Here is an 18,675-nt window from a genome sequence, read left to right on the forward strand (position 1 = left end):
CATTTAATAGTTATTTCCTTTTTCAAATTTTTCGCGATCACTTAGCAATGTATGGGTGAAGTATTTTTGATTACCAGCGATAAAAAGACTATCCCCACGTGTAAACGAGCGCATAATGGCAATCTCATCATCACTAGCTCCAATAATGCGTTTTAATGCGGTGAATGAGTTTTCATTCTGTAAATGCTTAATGACGATATAAGACGAGTTATTAATAATACCTGCATTACCATTTTCATCTTCGTAATCTAAGACTTCTTGACTTCCAATGACACAATGATTTAAGTATTTTCGGGATCGTCTAGTAAAGGTATCCAGTAAATCACGGGTCATTGGGCGATTTAGATTGGTGTGTGCTTCATCATAAATAAATGTTGAAGTTACATCTTTATCCAAGCAGTAGTTAAACGCATGATTATAAATGATAAAGTACAATGCATCTTGAAGCTGTTCTTTCATATACAAATTCTTTGTACCAATTCCAATCATATTCCCTGGTCTCAACTCAATGTCTACAGTTGTATGGCCATCAAAATAATGCTTGTGTTCTTCCATCATCGGTGTAATTTTCAGTCTAAGTTCTTCAAGAGCAGTATAGTTGAGGCTTTCTCGATCACTTGATATTTCTTTAATCGCATTATCTAAGATTTCCGCAAAATCAGATAATGTCGGAAAGTCTGTTGCATCAAACTTATCGAAAAGTTCACTATCTGTAATACCCTTTGCTTCATAAGTAAGACGCGCAATTTCCCCGACCTTACTTAATGCATTATCTGTAATTTCTTTCTGATACAATCGTAGAATACTCTTTAAATGGTCGATTGCTTGGTTTATTGCCATTTCCGTGTTCCACATAGCTTCGTACTTGATTTCTTCATCCTCGTTATCATTTGATACACGGATCAAGTGAAAGGGATTAAACATAAATGTGTCACTTCCGAACTCAAAGTAGCTACCGCCATTGTTTAATGTGTATTTCTTATTGGTATTTTCTGGATCAATCCACATAATGAAATGCTTGTTTCTTATAGCTTTTCTAATGATTAAGAACATATCTGTAGTCTTTCCGCTACCTCGACTCCCAATCAATACAATATTTCCATCCAGGATATTTTGTTCAACAGCGATGTCCTCGTCTTCAAAGTAAAGTGACGGATTCCATAGAATTGAACCTTTGGTATTAATTTCATGTGCGTATAAAAAACCGTTGATGTCTTTCTTTTCAACAAATACAAACGGATATCCTATTGCAAAAGCACTACTACCAATTGGGTTTCCAATGTTGAACTCTTGCATTGTTGTTAATGCTTTTCTCGAAGAGAAGAAAGGGATAAAGTATTTTAGGAAAGATACCTGTGTATATTTAGGTACATAAGTTCGACATCCGTCATTAAGCAAAGATGAACCAAGCTCCTTACGCATGATTTCCATTTCTTTTTTTTCTGAATGACTAACAATAAATGCGACTGAAACATCCAGGGTTTTATCGCGCGAATGACTTAAAGAGGCAATAAACTCATTAATTGATTCCAATTGTTTACGGTACTCCTCTTCTAGCGCTTTCTCACGTGCATAATTTGCATTTCTGTGTTTCTGCTCGATCGCCTTAACTTCACGCGTTAAATGCGTGCGTAAATCTAATTCAGAGGGCTTCGTTTTGATGAAGCATTTTATGTATTGCTTATTACCCCAATCATTAAACATCCCGAAATAAGATTCATCCGGAAATTGAGTGACCACAAGCAAAGAATAATAGGTATCATTAATTGCGTAGTAGTCACGACCTTCTTCGAAGTATTGCATCGTATTTCGATGGAATATGTTTTTTACTCCATCTATATAAGTTGATCCATTCATGATAGTTGTTCTCCTTTGTATGCTGAGAATGTTAATTGGTAATTATCCACGTCAAAGTAGTAATTAATCGCATTTAAATAATCCTGTTCTTTTAACACACTGCAGGGTAATGCACGTTTTAATTCGTCCATCATTTTTTCTAAATTTCGCATAACAAGGTCTTCACTGCCTTGGATTGTTACATGAAACTCTAGTTTGTATTGATTTCTTGATTGCGCAGCTAACTTCTGTAGGTCTGCTTCAATAATAAGTTGTTGTTCTAAACTCGTTTCAGGGTCATAATATTGCTCTCTCAACGGGTTTTCGATAAAGCTGTAGTTGTTTGGAACAAATACAAAGCCCCAATCAACTTCAAAGTTCATGGCATCTCCCGCATTTTTTAATCGAGATAATACAAGTCTTGCTTCATCATCACTAGCAACAAGCAAATCTTTTGGTTCGATTTTTAGTCCAGCCAAAATTGTGCTATCTTTCAAAACAACATGATCTTGTGCGATTGTCTCAATTTCAAGAAAATCATTGAGTGTTTTAATTTTTTTATTTTTTTTCATAATCATTATCCTTTCTACTATCGACGACATTAAAGAATCGTTTATGTCGAATACCATAACGTAGTCGTGTTTTTTGATATTCTAAAAAGTTGTGATGGTAAGCATCTGGCATTGTTAGAATATAAACCACAACAGGCGGTATAATCATAAGTACGAGAGACCAAATATCCCATACAAAAATGAATGAATATACGAGAATGAGTGCAAACACCCATACGGCAGAAAGTATGATTGCAGTCATATCAGACTTTCGATATTTCCCACCTATCAAACTCCCGCGCTTGAAGTTCTTTGGAATTGGGTATCTACTTGTTACAACTCGCTTACTCATAATCGTTCCCTATTATTTTCATTGTTTCGTGATGGTTGAGTGTCTTTCGCTAAATTTTGTACACCACGCGAAACTTTTCTAAATGCTGTTTGGTCATAACGTGATGCACTCATTTTATATAGACTTCTACTTGTATTCACTGCAACATTTCCAAGCATACGACTACCACCTTCAAGTGTGTTAACTTTGTCCGCAAATTTTCTTGCAAAAGACCCATCGCGACTCATTCTTCCATCATTTTCACTACTCCCACTTGACCTATCTTCATGTTTGTTTGTGTATTGTGATCCGAGAGATTCAAGTGTATCTGACGTACGGTCTGCTTGGTTGGAGTTCATTGACATGAAGCCATTGTCACCTTCTAAACTACCTCGCACACGACCATCATTACCTGTCGTGAATGAAGCTTCATTTTGTGGACTACCACTCGATCGTTGAGTACTTCCATTCCAACCAGTATCTAATGTATTGGTAGGAGCTTCACTTGATGCGTTAGAACCACCTTGAAATCCAGTATTTAAAACACCAGAACCACTAGCTCCACCAACTCCAGAGCTAGCACCTGAAGCCAGTAAACCCATCTGTGACATATTGCTCATTGATGCCCCACCGAGTGCTTGTCCTACTTTTTGAGACATTGCACTTAGTCCACCCATTGCAGAAGCCCCCACTACTGCTCCTGCTCCTGCGATAAGTGTTCCTAATCCTCGAGTAGCTTGTCTAAAGTTCGCTAGTTTTTGCATTGCACGTCCTGATGTATCTGTCCCCCCAAACATCTTAGTCAGTATCGACTCAATACCAGTGATTGCCAATAGTAAGCCCCCAAGCATTGCTATCTGATAAATACCATTTAGGTTTGTGATTTCTTTGATTCCAAGTAATTCGAAAACAAACTTTAATAAGAAGATGATACCTGCACATGTCATTAAGTCTGCAGCAACTCCCTTTATCCAAATAGCAAAGGATGTACTTTTTTTATCAATAAGTGAAGCTATTGGATATCCTGCAATGATAATATTCATGAGAACTAAACTAAACTTCATCAAAAAACTTACACCAATATTTCCAAAGAGTACAAGGATGATAACAGATATGATGATTCCGAAGAACATTCCATCCCACCCTTTAAAATAAACATACTCTCCATCTGCTCCGACTAAGTTAATATCTACATCATTAACCGACGTGACTTCATTTCCATTGTTAGTCATTTGATTAACATCACTTTTTAGTTCTGCACCAGCTATCGAATTAACAATCAATGCACTTGGCTTCATAGAAACATCATTTCCAACTATTGATTGACTAATGTCATTAAAGCTACGTGAACCAACAAATAAGACTGATAGCATGAATGGAAGCCCTACGACTGCCATAAACACCAAGAATATTCGTTTCATAAATTCGGCAATATCAAGCTCCTCTTCATTCAAAAGATGCTGACCATATAGGATTAAAAGTCGAATAATTACGAATAATGTAATATATACGAAAAGAACTTTTTGATAATCTTTGAATACTTGTGTATCTTCCAACTTCAAGCCGAATAAGGTGATCATGATGTCATATATCCAGTCACACAAGATAAGTGGAAGCTTAATCAATGCAAAAAAGAACTCTCTCATCCAATCTTCCATAATGAATCACTCCTTCCTTTATCCAATATTGAACATTTTTAAGATGATAAAACCAATTGCAAGCGAGACCAAACCAATCACATACATACGGAGTGTTTTGGTAAATGGTCTTGCTGCTTTTTCTTCTTCGTCTTTTCCATTCCATGATATCCATGAAACAAGAAGTGCAAGTGCTGTGATACCAAATGTCACTGGTAAGGCAATGTTGGTGATATTTTTTATGAACTCTGGTAGTTCTTCGCCACCAGATACTGTTACATCAATCGCGGAAACTACTTGGGTTGATGTCAAAAATGTGACAGTAAATACGCTTACTGTCGTAGCGATACGCTTAATTCGTTTTTCTATTTTATTCATATTTTTCTCCTTGTTAATCGAATACAGCACGGTAACCTGTATTCAGTTTGGTATTAGAATCAGTAATTAAAATGCAGTTTCCAACACCGTGATATCCTGCTTGCGCTTGTTCATTTAAATAGCCCATACAAGCATTAAACTGAACACTTGCATCTTCACCCTGTTTAAACATAAAGTCGCGTTGTGACGGCTTAAATGTCGATGCAGGCGGGTTCGTAGTGCTTGCACCACCTGTAGGTGGAATAGGTACTGAAGGCGTAACATTATTTGAACTATCGGAAGACGACGTATTGGGTGTTTCCGGTTCTTTATAGATATCTGGTATATCTTCCGCAACAACTTCAACCGTAATAGTTTTTGAAGTCGTATTGTTTGATCTATCAATTGCTTTTACAACAACGACATAAGTTCCTACTGTATTTACATCAACTGTTCCTGAATAAGCCACTTTCGGCGTTTCCGTATCATTATCAGTGACTTCAATCACCTTTCTTAAATCAAAATACTCGTTACCTACCTTGACTTTGTAGGTATCGTTCGCAGTGATAGTTGGTGGCGTTGTATCAACAAATACAATACTTTTAACATATTCATTGCGGTCATACGTGTATGTATAGTCAATGGTTCCTAATTTTTTTGTTACGTGTTTTGTATTACATGTAACATTTTTCTTAGTTCCCATATCAATGATTGGTTTTTCTGTACTAATCATACTGGGTGTAATGGCGACATTCTCTACTTCTTTCACTAACGAGCATGGTAGAAAGTCTTCGCTAAACTCAATCGTTTCATCATCAATAAATATGACGTTATCCCCTTTGCGGTCACGGGTTGAACATCCACTTAATATGACTAACATAAGTAATAATGGATAACCTATTTTTTTTAACTCCATAAAAATGTGAGCGCGCATTGTTACGCGCTCGTCCTCCTCTCTTCTATGAATGATTTTCATCAATCGGTTTTCGTTTTGATGGTATTTCATCATGTTTTGATTTGTGTGTCTTTTCAATATCTTCATATTTCTTATCAAGACGGATACCATTATCATCAGCATGTTTGTTAGCCGTTTTCCAATTTGCTCGACTTGATCCGTGTTCACTAAATACGTGCTGTGAAAATTGTAAGATGCCATTTCGTTGTGCGAATAACATCACCACTGCACCAAGTATTAGTAGTACAATACCGAAGTTGAAAATATTGTTATCAAGTCCTGTTGCTACAAGTCCTGCAGGAAGGTGTTCATTGGTATATACAATGGAATATAAGTTACCATCCAGTCCTTTTTCACCAGTAACCCGTACGACTTCATCACTTAGTTTGTAACCTGCAGGTGCTGCAGATTCAAAGTGATCCAATGTTTCACCTTCGAATATTTCAAAATCAACAATTCCATCTAGCCCACTTTGTTTGACGGCAATAATATTTCCGTCTAAATCGGACTGTGTAAACTCTGCATTTGCCAAAGGCTCTAATGTTTTTTCATCAACCTTATTAATTCGCACTGTAATAAGATTTAGTGTTTGATCGATGTCATTAATATCATGATGAACAACAACATCGATACCATCACGTTTAAGTGTTTCAAATACAACGATTGTCTGGCCGTTAAGGGCATTTTGGTCGAATGTAAAGTATAGGTCAACAAATCCATCTTTAGTCGTTGGAGTGAACTTTGTTGTTGCTGTGACACGCTCTCCATTAATCAACAATGGTGAGTTTGTTTCTTTAATCATTAAGAACCCTTCTTGTGAGTATTCTTTACCTACCCATAAATCGGAGTATGAAACTCTATCAACAATGGTGACCATATTAGGTGTTTCTTTATCACGTTCCACAAATGATGCCTTTGTTTTAATATCTGCATGTTTGTTTTCAAATGTGACTGTATAGGTCTTACCATGTTCTTCAACGAATATTTGTTGTTTGTTGTTTTCAGGGTCGATTCCATAATCACCATTTACTTTAATTTCTTCAACAGTGTAAAGTCCGTATCGAGCGTTCTCGACGACTATTTTTCCATCTTCACCTGTTTCATAGTATCCAAGAAGAATGTTGTTTGCATCGTAGAGATTGAAGCCCCATCCTTGAAGTGGTGCTTTCGTATCCTTGTCAAGTTTTAGAATTTCAATATTTCCGCGATTCCATTCATTGACGATTTCACCAGTATCTAATGATAGACCAACCAAATCACCTAGGTCGATATACGTTTGTTGATCGTCAACTGTAAATTTAATCGGTGCGATTGGTTGATATCCTGGTAATGGTGCAACTTCAACAAGTTCATATTCACCTGCAGTTAATAAACCGCGCGTGAAGAGACCACCATTTACATCGGTATACCAAATGTCTTCATGGATGATTTCTTTACTCTCTGCATAGCGAAGCGTTACAAACTCACCTGATTGTGTATTTCTAATTTTGAAACCAACACCTTCAAGTGGTAATCCGTCTTCATTGACTTTATGTGCTTCAATATGAACTTCAATCAGTGCGTTAGGTGCGATAAGATACTTAGTTTGACCTTGGCTTGTGATATCAAAGTAAATTTTGCTTTCATTGATCCAGTATCCATAAGGCGCTTTTAGTTCTTTAAAGTAGTACCCGTTGTTTGTTGAATAACGAAGATTATCAACATTAATACGTCCATCTTCATCTGAAGTATATGTTCCAAGTAACTTGTCATCACTGCTTCGGTAGAGTCCGAATTCTGCGCCTTCTAGTCGTGCAGTTCCTGTTCCATTTGATTTAACAAGTTCAACACTTCCATAGATTGCGGAGTTCGTAATTGTTTGTCCTACTTTAGTTACTGCTACAGTTGGGTTGTTTCCATCATAAAGTACATCAACATCCCAGTGGCCATCGAATAATTGATATCCTTCAATTGTCTTTAATTCTTGTACGAGGTATTCGCCTTGCGCTACATTGTGCCATGTGACTTGTCCTGCACTGTTTGTAACACGTTTGCCAACAAGGTCTCCTGCATTCCAAACAAGTGTTTCACCTTGATACACGTCACTTCGTGCGTAAATTCCAAGTTCAACGCCTTCAAGTTTTTTACCATGATTTTCAGGGAAGAAACTATCCAGTGTATCTTCTTCTTTAGTGAATGTTACATCAGTAAGTTGGTATTTGTTTTCGATTGTCTTACCAATGACAACAATAGGTGTTGTTTGGTTAGCGTATTCAATCTTAATTTCATGTCGTGTCTTGTCGAGTACAAGACCATTAGGTACTTCTGTTTCTTCCAAGTAATATGTTCCAAGGTCAAGATTATCAAAAATCATTTTCCCTTGTGCATTTGACACTGCATTAGCAACTGTAGTTCCATTTGACTTTACAAGATTGAACTTAGCACCTGCTACAGCTTTACCATGTTGGTCCACCTTAGTGGCTTCAATACGTCCTTTAGCAATGCTATTAACGATATCAATGGTGTTGCCTTCATCTTTGATTAGATGTGACTTAATAGTCGTATCAATAATGATTGGTGCAGGCATTGATTTTTCACGGAAGTACATTTTGAGTCCTGGTTCCCAACCCGATGTTGTGAACTGTCCATTTGCATCTGTTGTCTTACTCCATACTTGACCGCTAAAGTCTGATGAGTATGAATATTCAATGACACCGCCAGCTACTGGATTACCATTTGTGTCCTTTTTAGTAACTAAGATATCGACAAGTGGTGCTTCAAACTCGATAAATGTATCTACCGGGTCATTCAATCTACCCACGGCTACTTTTTGACTTGAACCGTCTGTTGCTACGAATGGGGTTCCCTCTCCGATACTAGATTTCTTTACAAGTCTGATTAATCCATTCTTTTCGCGAACTCTTAGTTTCAGTGTTGTCCCTGAATTTTCAAGTAAATCCATTCCATCCCATTTTACTAATTCAAAATCACTTAGTACTGGATCGCTTAGGTCAATAATTTCCCCTATTTTAACTTGGCGCGTCTGACCGTCCCATGATGGTACTGTTGTATGGTTTGCAATTCGATAGTTAGTTCCCTCAATATCTGGTCTTCCACCTGTACCATAACTACTGAACACCCATCCAATGGCTTCATACACCATCGCTTGTTTAGTCCATGCATCAGTTCCATAGTTTGAAATTAACACAATACGTTCTTGAGCCGCACTCGACAATGTGAATGTCAAACGTCCATCCATTACTCTGATAGCACCTGCGTTTTCCAAATCAAACGTTTGAGCGTTTCCTGTAGAAACATTCAAGACACTTGGTTCCAAACATTGACCCAATTCACCATTCACATATATTTCTTTAAACTCAATATCTGTGAAATAGAATGATGGATCTGCAACCCAATAGAATGAAGTACCTTTTGATAAACTAGCTCCTGTTGTTACTTGGTTACCAAGTGACCGTTTAGCACGTGTTGATTGAGCTATAGAATATGAATAATGTGCATCTTCATAGACAACCCATTGCCCTGTTTCGCTAATGTAATGAACTCGGTAGTTATCTGGTAACGTTTCAATATAGTCACGCCCTAATGGTTGATTAGAAACTTCTTTAATCGTATGACCCTCTTGTACGTATGGGGCATTTTCAATGTTTGGAAGTCCCCAATCCGAAGGAGTTACTTTTTCTTCATTAATCGGAACAATAACAGCTTCAGGTGTTTCCGTTCCTTGGACTTCTTCAGATACATTTTGCTCAATTGTTTCTTCAGATGCAGTGTCTTTTACATCGGTCACTTGAACAGTAAATTCAAACTGCGACTCACGTAACACTTCTTTGGGTTCTTTATTAGCTTCTTCAAGTAATAATGTTTGTGAATATTTCACAGTGAATTTATAGTCACCATTCTTTCCAACAACATAAGAGTATTTATAGTCACCACTCTTTATGCTTTCTTGATTGTGTTGAATGTCATCAACGACAATTTTTTCATCAGTATTCGTTGCGAATTCAAGACCAACCCCATCTTTTGACTGTGTTCTTGTCGTTTCAACAATTACACTATGGTCTTCATTTGAATAGACCTCCGTGTTATCAGCACTTAGTGGTTGTGCAAATACTGCAAAACTACTAAATATCATCAATAATGATAAACTCAATTTACTTAGTTTCTTTTTCATATTTTCCTCCTAGTTGATAAAAGAAAAGATGCCTTTCGGCATCCAAGTTTATTGATTTACTACATTAAGGGCTTCTACCCTTTCGACACACATACATGACTTTACCCCTTCCCAATAAAAAAGAGCGATTTCTCGCTCTTATCGTTTTCTATAACCCATTATTCCATCTGAAAAGCAAATATTACTTTTCCACTCTCTAAAGTGTTCTTCTTTCACATCATGCATTACTGCATTACAACCTTCATAAGTTCCATAATCGTGATAAAAGTAAAGACCATCTCCTAAGGAGTCACCGGGTTGATATGTAGGTTTAGTTGGTTCAACTGGTTTTGGTTTTTCTGGTTGAGTTGTATTTCCTCCACCAGCGTTCGAACCGCCACCATTGCTTGAGCCACCGCCGTTTGATGAGTTTCCATTACTTGTTGATCCACCACCATTGCTTGATCCACCGCCATTTGATGTACCACCATTATTTGATGAAGTGTTTCCATCATTACCGGTTTCTGGAAGTGATTCTTCTGCTTCTTTATCTTTGACGATCACATTGAATGCAAGCTCGGTTTTATTTCCATGCTTATCGATTGCAACTGCTTTAAGTTCTGTTGTACCAGCAACTGAATAATCAACGTCACCTTCGACTTTAACTTCGATGTCTCCGTCTACAGGGTCTTTAGCTTTGAATTTGTTTGTAAATTCAATTGGTGTGCCGATTTCAGTTTCAATGTCTTCGATTGGATCAATCGTTGGTGCTACAGTATCCACTACAATAACATCAAAGGATGTTGACGCGATTTCCTTAGCCCCATCAAATGCCTTGACTTCATATTTAGTTGGTTGACCATCACCATTTTCGTTCATATTAGCAAGATGAAACTCATATAAATCAATAATGTCTGCAGTTGCCATTGTTAATCGTTGTTTATCCGTCATTTTGTACGAGACTGTATCCGATTTAATTGAATCTACCGAGATTGTAAATATGTTTGTATCAACGAGTTCACCATTTCCTTTAAGAACAAATTTCGATGTAATATCTTCATTCTTAATTGATGATCCATATTCTACAACAATATTTGCGTTATCTTTACCCGCGTACTCCAATTGATAGTCCACTGATTTATTTTGTAAGAGTGCTGCAATTGTAATTCCACTTAAAATTACAGCAACAACTGCTACACCAGTAATTATTTTTCCGTTTTTGGTAGAAAACCATTGTTTAATATTTTTCATTTGCCCCTCCCGTGGGTTTATTTATAATGAATCCCTTTTTCTATATCCATACTCATTTCAATATTCTATTTACATTGTATCTATATTATAGATGTTATAAAGACTGTAATCAATTTCATCGTGTGTTGCCTTGACGTTTCATGTACTCATCAAGGTCATCTGTAATAGATGATTCCTGTTCTTTTGATATAACACCTACTTCATGAGAATTATTGTATTCAGGTTGAATATTTCCTTTAACGAAGTCCTTCACGCCAAAACCGATAGAGTCGATTTTGACATACCAGTCATACATTTTTTCGCCGGACTCTTTAGACCATGATGACTGCTCTAATGTTCCTTGAATTTCAACGGCAGTACCCTCTTTAAAATATTTATTTATAAAGTCTGCTTGATGACCCCAAGTGCGACAACTTACATAAGTATATCCAAATTTTCCATCTTGTCCTTTGAAGTTATTACGAGTAGAAACCGTAATCTGCATCATTGATTTTTTGTTTCCAACACCTTCATAATATTTCATGTCTTTAAAAATTGTTCCAGTTAATGATACGTTTCTCATAACAAATTTTTCTCCTCTCGATTTTGAATTATCATTTTTAATGCTTCATTTGTTTGTTCTGCAATACTAACATGAGCAAATTGGATAGCATATAACTCAACATGGTTTTCATTGAAAAGCCTGATAACATCTGTCCCGTCTTTGCTTCCAAATGAACGCTTTGTAAACTGTAAATAATGAATAATCCGTAATGGAATACTCACTGATTCACGTTCTGTAATTACTTCTAACATAGTTTTGCTTAGTTTGATATCACTTTTTCGATTTACTTTAAACATAAAGTTCTCCTTCAACTTGTATATTGGCGCGATATGAGAACGTGTCATACGTTAATGCCCCAATGTTTAATTATGTCTCCTCTTAACTCAATCTAGTCTCAATACATGACTAGCGAGAAGAGTATGAATGATTGTCTCAGATAATATCAACACCTAGTTATTTTTGTAGGGGGGGACAATTTTGTCCCCTTACTTCAATTACAATAATTCTTCTATAGTTGTAAACCATCTTTTGATTTCATTTCGATGACTTTCGAGTAGAGAATTATCGGTTTCGGTAATTTCAACAAGTTCATCGTATATTTTATTTAATTGTTTTGTGATTTTAACTCCCGAGCGATAGGCTTTTGCTTCATCACTGATTTCAGGGGGGGTGCCAGATTTGGCACCCATCTCTTTATTTTTAACTAGAGATATGATTTCACCTGCTTTACCTGTGCTGATACCAAAGCGCTCTGCAACGATATCACGAGTTTTCCCCTTTATAGGTTTTCCATTAATTTCTAGGTTTTCAGACCGTGCTTTATCAAGCCAGTACATGAAATCTTCCACAACTTCCAACTTTTCTTCATCGCTCATTTTAAGCAGTGAGCGTGCAAGGGTATTGGTTTCATGTTTCCTGATATGGGATATGATGTCATTCTCACTTTTACTAAGTACAAGACACTTAACTGTTTCTAAATGTACATATTCATGTTTGGTATCTTCATCAAGAATTTTTCGTATTGCAGTATATCGTTTGTGTCCTGCAAAGATATCATAGTTTCCATCATCATTTGGTTTAACAACGAGATTTTGTTGAAGCCCATATAATTTAATAGATTCGATAAGTTCTTCTAGTTCATTAACTGGATATGGATTATTAATATTAGGCACAATATCATCAACATGTAAATCAAGATATTCACTATCCCCATTATCATTCATTATGTCTCGCGTTGATCTAATCGGTTCTTTTCTATCAAACTTAATAATTCCTAACCCTGATTTCTCAATATTTGATTTACTCATGAATTTACCTCACAATCTAAATCTACTAACAGCTCATTCACTATCATTCGATAGTCACGCATTGCATCATCGTTTGGTAATTGTCCAATGCTATGGATAACCGCTTCACGGTGTGCAATTCCTGTATTGAAGAAATCTATATCCTGGTCTTCAAACATTTCACGTGCTGCACGATAGGTTATCGTATTGACCTTAATTTGTGTTAAAAGTACTTTACAAGGCTTGTCCTCAATCAATCTCAAGATTTCAATAACACGATCAATATCAAGAGATGTTGGCGCGGTAGGAATTACAACATAATCCGCTACCTTTATGGATGCATCCATAATCATAGTTTCTTGTGGTGGCGTATCAATAATTACAAAATCATATTTTTCACGATTTCGTGATAATGATGTTTTATTTGCAATTTCAAAATCAAAAGGAACTGATTCACCATCTAGTAAAGATGAATAAATATTATCAAACCACAGTGTAGCAGACCCTGTAGTATCCGCATCTTTCAATAGCACTTTATATCCCAAATTAGCTAATCCCGTTGATAGGTTGATACTTGTTGTTGTTTTACCAACTCCACCTTTTTGATTGGCAACAGCAATGATTTTTCCAAGTGGTTTCATTTGATTAGTAATGTTTGTCATGTTAGTTCGTCTCCTGACTTAGTATTTCTAAAAGTTCTTTTGCAATAGACTTAATATCAACTGAAAGTAATAATCCAGTTTTTGGATCACCCAACGAGAGACTAATATTTTTATCATCTCGTGTTAGCATAAATGGTATTTTCATTCGTGGTGCTTTAAGTTGATTCGATGTTGTATCAATTCTAACGCCACTTAGTTCTTTTTGAATCTTTTGACTCATGATTGTTCCTCCGTACTAATTGAATATAGTGCTTGCATTATTTCATTCATTTTCTGTTTGCTTTCTTCTGGACTGTTATAAATCATTGAAATTTTTTCATCATTACATAACTCGATATTAACCACCACTGACTCACGCATAATAAATGCAATAAAATCAAGTGGCATAAATACATTCCAATCCGTATTTACCTTGTCTTCAAGATGGATACCATACTTGCTAAACGTTATGTTGTGATCATCACTATTATAGGTATCACTATACACACTAACTGGTTCAGAAACTTTATACTGATGGTTCATAAAGAATCTATTGATTACCTCAATATTTAGTCGAGTGATTTTCTCATTCGCTCTACTTTGCTCTTTAAAATATTCCACTACCTTTTCGATGCCAGTGATAACTAAAACTATCACTACTGAAACACCAACTAATAGTAGTCCTCCAACGATAATTTTTTGCCATAATGGGTTTTCATTTATAACTGGTTCTCCATACGATATACCCGTAATTACTTTAGATAATTGATTTGTCATTTTTCAATCTCCTTATGTCCTTTTCACTTATACATGCACTGCATAATCCTTCTTCAACCCACATACATCCACCATCACATGCATGTAGCCAGTCACAACCACAACGTCTACAAAACATTTCTCCTTCAGGTGATGCTTTTTTCAAACATCTTTTACAAACATAATCCCAATCGAAGTTATCAATTTCATCATGTTTGCTTAGACTCAAAGTGTGTATAGAATATCTTTTACATAATGAGTTTCCGCTATCTGTTTCGAATATGTGCGCTTTAGTATTTCCATGCGTAATACCAGTATTAGTACTATCTGTATTTGGTGGCACAATCCATTTAAATCGATTCATAATTATCTCTACCCTCAACCTCATAATTAAGACCAATTGTTTTAAGTACATTAATCGCTGATTGTTCGAATGGAATATCTTCTTTAAAGAATGAAGCAGTATTCCCCCAGATAGAACTACATTCACCACATACTCCATAGTTAAGCACTGGAATGTAAAAACGCTCTGCGATTAGTGGTGCGTTACATTTATCACATATATTGCCCCATCTTAAAATGTGTGCTTCAAGATGGCTTACTTCAACAATTTTGTGTCCATTTTTAGCTGTTCTTTCTATCATCGTAAATCCTCTTTCTCCCAACTATTTTCAATTAGTTTATTTAGAAATTCATCACAATTCATTTTATTTAACGTATTCTGTTGCTTTTTGATTTCGTTACTTTCCTGCATAAATTCTCCTCTTCTAAATATATGCTTCAATATCTTTATTAAAACGCTCTTTTAATTCGTTGATATTATCCAAAATTGTATTTCTTCCAAGACTTGTCTTAATCATTTTTTTCGTTGTTCCATCCAACCCTGTAAACTCGTGTTGTTTAAATGCGTATTCATATCGTTTAAATATACTCTTCAGACGTTTTCCTTTAGCACTCAATCGATAAGGTACTTCTTCATGTGTCCGATAGTTGTTACCTACCATCGTATTTGGATCAAATGGAACCTCAATCATTTCCCGAATGGCATACTTATTCAATTCTGTTTCTATCTCAATCTGAATACGATTAATTCGTTGATAGATTTTGTTGAGTTTTGCATTGTTGAACCAATATATACGGTATCTTTGAAATTGCCAGATGGGTCTACGACTACTTCCTAGTTGTTTATAGGTAGTTATGACTGATTCCCTTAAGTCGTTATATACATAACTGATTTGTCTATCCAGGCACTGTACTTTTCTTGATGAAAAATGTACCTCGTCCGTTATTGGTTTACCATTTTTATCGTTGATCACATCACCTTTTTTGAAAGCAAGCACTGCATTTTCATCATCTTTCTTGCAATAGGCGTTAGTGAGCTTGTTTCGATATTGAGTATATGTACGCTTTCTGACAATTAATTTTACTGTATCGAAATATTCATAGTCCGAAACCCAAAAATCTAAGTATCGTCCTTTTTCACCTTCAAAAGATTCAAATACGACATAAGCAAGATTTTCACCTGATGCAAAAGACTTCATCAATGTATCCGCAAATTTCTTAATTCCAGTGTTTCCAAGATGGTGGTCAATCATAACTCTAAACATCCAACCCTGGATACTTTGGTATGTCTTACCATTATCACGAACTTTACTATAATCACGTTTCTTTGAAGAATTCTGATAAGTAATGTACTCGTTTACCATTTTATCGATATCTGCTTTACAAGCATTCGTCTTCCAGCTCGCCTTAACAAGTCTTTTTGATCCAAAATTAGATTTAATGAGTGCCTTTAGATTTCTTGTAGGAACAGGTCGAGAATATACTACCTCTATTGGTAGATTCTCATTGTTTACTCTTACAGTAAGTTCTCCAGTTAATGATTTTGACATAGATGCTTTCAATTCCTTCCATTTAGTTCTCTGTACTATCTCGGTATAAATATGGGAACACGGGACGCGTCTTCTTTTTATATTTCGAAAATTTCAATTAATTTCATTCATTTTATGTTTAAACTGTTTGATTTGGCGTTTAATTTGTCGTATACTATGTTTGTAACAGGCATGACTAAAGAGTGCGTGTTTAAAACACCTATTTTGGGTGTATTTCTAAGAAAGCACCGATTGGGGTGTGAGTCTTATTCGGAACGCCAATTCCTTATAAGATTGTAAAAATTGAACCTTGTGAAGTTCAGAGAGCCGAGAGGCTCTTTTCTTTTCCCCTATTTTCATTTCATGTTGCCTGATGCTTATAACCCTTAACCATTGACTCATAGTCTTTTGCATGGTCATAGGCCAAGATATCAAGAACATCATATTCAATTAATGCTGCAATTTCCGTCAAGTCTCGGAGTAAGATGTTTCGCTTCTTCTTTTTAACAAATAACGAAATTTGCTTTCTAATCGCATCATTTCCATTTGCGAGTGCTCTATATGAAATATTGTGATACTCACATAGATCGTTTAGGAACTCTGCGATGTTAGTTTCATAAACATCATATTGGTTTTTGTTATATGCTCGCATTAGCGCTCCTCTCTAAACGTTTGTACTTGTATAGTCGAACTTTGGTTAGTAGTTCGACTAACCTTTCAGGAAAACGAAAAAAACGCCTGAAATAGTGGATATTCCACTACCAGGCGTTCTGTCTAAGATACATTGGTGGACCATAACGGGCTCGAACCGCTGACCTCATCCACGTCAAGGATGCGCTCTCCCAACTGAGCTAATGGTCCATTTGCTCTCATATGATACCATAGCCCAATTACGAACTCAATGATAATTTGCAACTATTTAGAGAAAGTTTTATTGGGTCTTAAAATCAAGCGAGCAAGCTCTCCCATTTACAAGCTTTCCACTGCATGAGAACATGTAAAACCATGTTACTTGCTCGTATCAATATCAAATGCAGATGCAATCTCCATATACATTTGGTCGATCATATCATCCGTCAACCGCAACTCTCCAGATAGTACACGAATCTTGTTACTGCATAATTCATTCACAATATTCGGCATATTATGAATAAGCGGTTCAACGCGAATATCATCAAGTTGTTTCGGTATGTCTTTGAGTCCCGTTAGCCATACAAGTGTTACTAAATTATCAAAGTTCCTATTCTCCGGGAAATCGTGTGGTCGAGTTACAATGGCGTCCTTGACATACTTCCCCGCTTCATCGATGTAATTAATGCAAAGCTCCCGCTTAATAACACGATACTGGGGATATGTATCCCAATATCCATGCAATTCATCGAAATGGCTTTTAGATTTGGATGCATGCAATTCTAGATTCTCTTTGATTGTATCGTATAACGTTTTCATGGTATCCTTCTGTGCAACTTAGTGCTTGCTTTGCCGTGATTGCAGAGGTTCTTGACCCCGCTCGACAGGTTCTTGTTGTTCAGGCCAATAGTAATAGGAATAATCCTTTTCTTTAAGATACGTATTGATAACTTTGGTATAAAAGCGTGGAACTCGAGTTCGATCATACATTGAATAATAATCTGTAACATAGAGATCGCCGTCAATTGTTTCTGGATCCTCAATGGAATAGAGACAATATAAACTAAATGCACTCATAAATCCAATAACAACGAATACACTCACTCCCTTAATCAACAAACGGATCATTTTGGGAAGTTTTTGGCTTGTATTAACCAAACTGAAAATGGTCCATCCGATGAGTATCACTAATGGAAAAAACATAAATCCTATGTGGAGTTTCGCATAGGTGCTTCGTAAAGCTACACCACGATTCTCGAGGATTGCATTGATAAGTAAAAATATTAAAATCGTAAATAGATTAACAATTGCGAATATTTTATAATTTTTACTGAACCGCTTCACAAGTCGCTCCTTCTTGTTTTACGGACATGAGTGTCGCAATCCAAGATTGTTTTCGATCGAAATCAGTAGCACCTTCATTAAACAGTCCAATCTTCACTAAATCATCTACGCTCGCAATTTCAAAATCAAGTGACATCACGTATGTAAAAATCGTCCCTTCAAAGAAAGCTGTAGTTGTGATTCCTGGGTACTCATTATCATCATAAAACTCTTCCAAATTCATTCCAGCAATCACATCTTCTACAGGGATGTCTGAATCCCCTTGAAATGGTGAAACATCCATTGATAATGTGGTCTTTTGTTTCGTTACAAAACCGCCCTTAACTTCATATTCAGTTGTAACTTGGCTTTGGATATCATCTACAGGCACTTCGATCTTACAAACATAGTTTTCTGTAATTTCGACGGGTTCAATTTTCTCTTCTGGTACCGCAGCCTGTTGCGTTGCAACCTCTTGAGGTTTTACTTCTGGTTCTTTCGTACAACCACTCAACAATACGAGTGCTAACGTTGCAAAGATAATACATTTTTTCAT

The 18,675-nt window shown here is 36.2% G+C and carries 21 protein-coding genes and 1 tRNA gene; all 22 read right to left on the reverse strand.

Translation table 11 applies throughout. The features are described from left to right. Positions 1–3 precede the first annotated feature (3 nt). The 22 genes from GVV22_RS07315 to GVV22_RS07420 all read right to left on the reverse strand — a co-directional run bounded on the left by GVV22_RS07315 (position 4) and on the right by GVV22_RS07420 (position 18,675). A complete protein-coding gene (locus GVV22_RS07315; RefSeq protein WP_159649473.1) occupies positions 4–1,857 on the reverse strand; it encodes a VirB4 family type IV secretion system protein in 1,854 nt (617 codons plus the stop codon). After that, on the reverse strand, positions 1,854–2,408 hold the full coding sequence (locus tag GVV22_RS07320; RefSeq protein WP_159649474.1) for a hypothetical protein: 555 nt from the start codon (positions 2,406–2,408) through the stop codon (positions 1,854–1,856). Before GVV22_RS07320 ends, GVV22_RS07315 begins: the two co-directional genes overlap by 4 nt. Further along, positions 2,395–2,739 carry a hypothetical protein gene (locus GVV22_RS07325; protein ID WP_159649475.1) on the reverse strand — a complete coding sequence of 115 codons (345 nt, stop codon included), beginning with the start codon at positions 2,737–2,739 and terminating at the stop codon, positions 2,395–2,397. The genes GVV22_RS07320 and GVV22_RS07325 overlap by 14 nt, the downstream gene beginning before the upstream one ends. Further along, entirely contained in the window at positions 2,736–4,376 is a 1,641-nt protein-coding gene (locus tag GVV22_RS07330) for a hypothetical protein (protein WP_159649476.1), read from the reverse strand. Before GVV22_RS07330 ends, GVV22_RS07325 begins: the two co-directional genes overlap by 4 nt. An 18-nt stretch (positions 4,377–4,394) precedes the next feature. After that, a complete protein-coding gene (locus GVV22_RS07335; RefSeq protein WP_159649477.1) occupies positions 4,395–4,733 on the reverse strand; it encodes a hypothetical protein in 339 nt (112 codons plus the stop codon). Between the two features lie 13 nt (positions 4,734–4,746). Next, complete coding sequence (locus tag GVV22_RS07340; RefSeq protein ID WP_159649478.1) at positions 4,747–5,646, reverse strand: immunoglobulin-like domain-containing protein; 900 nt, start codon at positions 5,644–5,646, stop codon at positions 4,747–4,749. Positions 5,647–5,671: 25 nt separating this feature from the next. Further along, a complete protein-coding gene (locus GVV22_RS07345; RefSeq protein ID WP_159649479.1) occupies positions 5,672–9,838 on the reverse strand; it encodes a SpaA isopeptide-forming pilin-related protein in 4,167 nt (1,388 codons plus the stop codon). 138 nt (positions 9,839–9,976) lie between these two features. Beyond that, positions 9,977–11,068 carry a hypothetical protein gene (locus tag GVV22_RS07350; protein ID WP_159649480.1) on the reverse strand — a complete coding sequence of 364 codons (1,092 nt, stop codon included), beginning with the start codon at positions 11,066–11,068 and terminating at the stop codon, positions 9,977–9,979. Between the two features lie 115 nt (positions 11,069–11,183). Then, complete coding sequence (locus tag GVV22_RS07355) at positions 11,184–11,630, reverse strand: single-stranded DNA-binding protein (protein WP_159649481.1); 447 nt, start codon at positions 11,628–11,630, stop codon at positions 11,184–11,186. Next, entirely contained in the window at positions 11,627–11,908 is a 282-nt protein-coding gene (locus tag GVV22_RS07360) for a hypothetical protein (RefSeq protein ID WP_159649482.1), read from the reverse strand. Before GVV22_RS07360 ends, GVV22_RS07355 begins: the two co-directional genes overlap by 4 nt. 198 nt (positions 11,909–12,106) lie before the next feature. Next, a complete protein-coding gene (locus tag GVV22_RS07365) occupies positions 12,107–12,919 on the reverse strand; it encodes a ParB/RepB/Spo0J family partition protein (RefSeq protein WP_159649483.1) in 813 nt (270 codons plus the stop codon). Continuing rightward, positions 12,916–13,560: a ParA family protein gene (locus GVV22_RS07370; protein WP_159649484.1), complete on the reverse strand. Its 645-nt coding sequence runs from the start codon at positions 13,558–13,560 to the stop codon at positions 12,916–12,918. Before GVV22_RS07370 ends, GVV22_RS07365 begins: the two co-directional genes overlap by 4 nt. 1 nt (position 13,561) lies before the next feature. Beyond that, positions 13,562–13,780 (reverse strand): hypothetical protein, encoded by a 219-nt coding sequence (locus GVV22_RS07375; protein ID WP_159649485.1) that lies wholly within the window; start codon positions 13,778–13,780, stop codon positions 13,562–13,564. Then, positions 13,777–14,316, reverse strand: a complete 540-nt coding sequence (locus tag GVV22_RS07380; RefSeq protein ID WP_159649486.1) for a hypothetical protein — start codon at positions 14,314–14,316, stop codon at positions 13,777–13,779. Before GVV22_RS07380 ends, GVV22_RS07375 begins: the two co-directional genes overlap by 4 nt. Beyond that, a complete protein-coding gene (locus tag GVV22_RS07385) occupies positions 14,297–14,659 on the reverse strand; it encodes a hypothetical protein (RefSeq protein ID WP_159649487.1) in 363 nt (120 codons plus the stop codon). The genes GVV22_RS07380 and GVV22_RS07385 overlap by 20 nt, the downstream gene beginning before the upstream one ends. After that, on the reverse strand, positions 14,646–14,939 hold the full coding sequence (locus GVV22_RS07390; protein WP_159649488.1) for a hypothetical protein: 294 nt from the start codon (positions 14,937–14,939) through the stop codon (positions 14,646–14,648). Before GVV22_RS07390 ends, GVV22_RS07385 begins: the two co-directional genes overlap by 14 nt. A gap of 123 nt (positions 14,940–15,062) precedes the next feature. Continuing rightward, positions 15,063–16,187 carry a hypothetical protein gene (locus GVV22_RS07395; protein ID WP_159649489.1) on the reverse strand — a complete coding sequence of 375 codons (1,125 nt, stop codon included), beginning with the start codon at positions 16,185–16,187 and terminating at the stop codon, positions 15,063–15,065. A gap of 340 nt (positions 16,188–16,527) precedes the next feature. After that, entirely contained in the window at positions 16,528–16,818 is a 291-nt protein-coding gene (locus GVV22_RS07400) for a hypothetical protein (protein ID WP_159649490.1), read from the reverse strand. Positions 16,819–16,951: 133 nt separating this feature from the next. Continuing rightward, positions 16,952–17,027 (reverse strand) — tRNA-Val (locus tag GVV22_RS07405). A gap of 147 nt (positions 17,028–17,174) precedes the next feature. Then, positions 17,175–17,615 (reverse strand): hypothetical protein, encoded by a 441-nt coding sequence (locus tag GVV22_RS07410; RefSeq protein ID WP_159649491.1) that lies wholly within the window; start codon positions 17,613–17,615, stop codon positions 17,175–17,177. A gap of 18 nt (positions 17,616–17,633) precedes the next feature. Then, on the reverse strand, positions 17,634–18,140 hold the full coding sequence (locus tag GVV22_RS07415; RefSeq protein WP_159649492.1) for a hypothetical protein: 507 nt from the start codon (positions 18,138–18,140) through the stop codon (positions 17,634–17,636). Beyond that, entirely contained in the window at positions 18,124–18,675 is a 552-nt protein-coding gene (locus GVV22_RS07420; protein WP_159649493.1) for a hypothetical protein, read from the reverse strand. Before GVV22_RS07420 ends, GVV22_RS07415 begins: the two co-directional genes overlap by 17 nt.

This window comes from Erysipelothrix aquatica (assembly GCF_009828825.1).
Classification (GTDB): Bacteria; Bacillota_I; Bacilli_A; order Erysipelotrichales; family Erysipelotrichaceae; genus Erysipelothrix; species Erysipelothrix aquatica_A.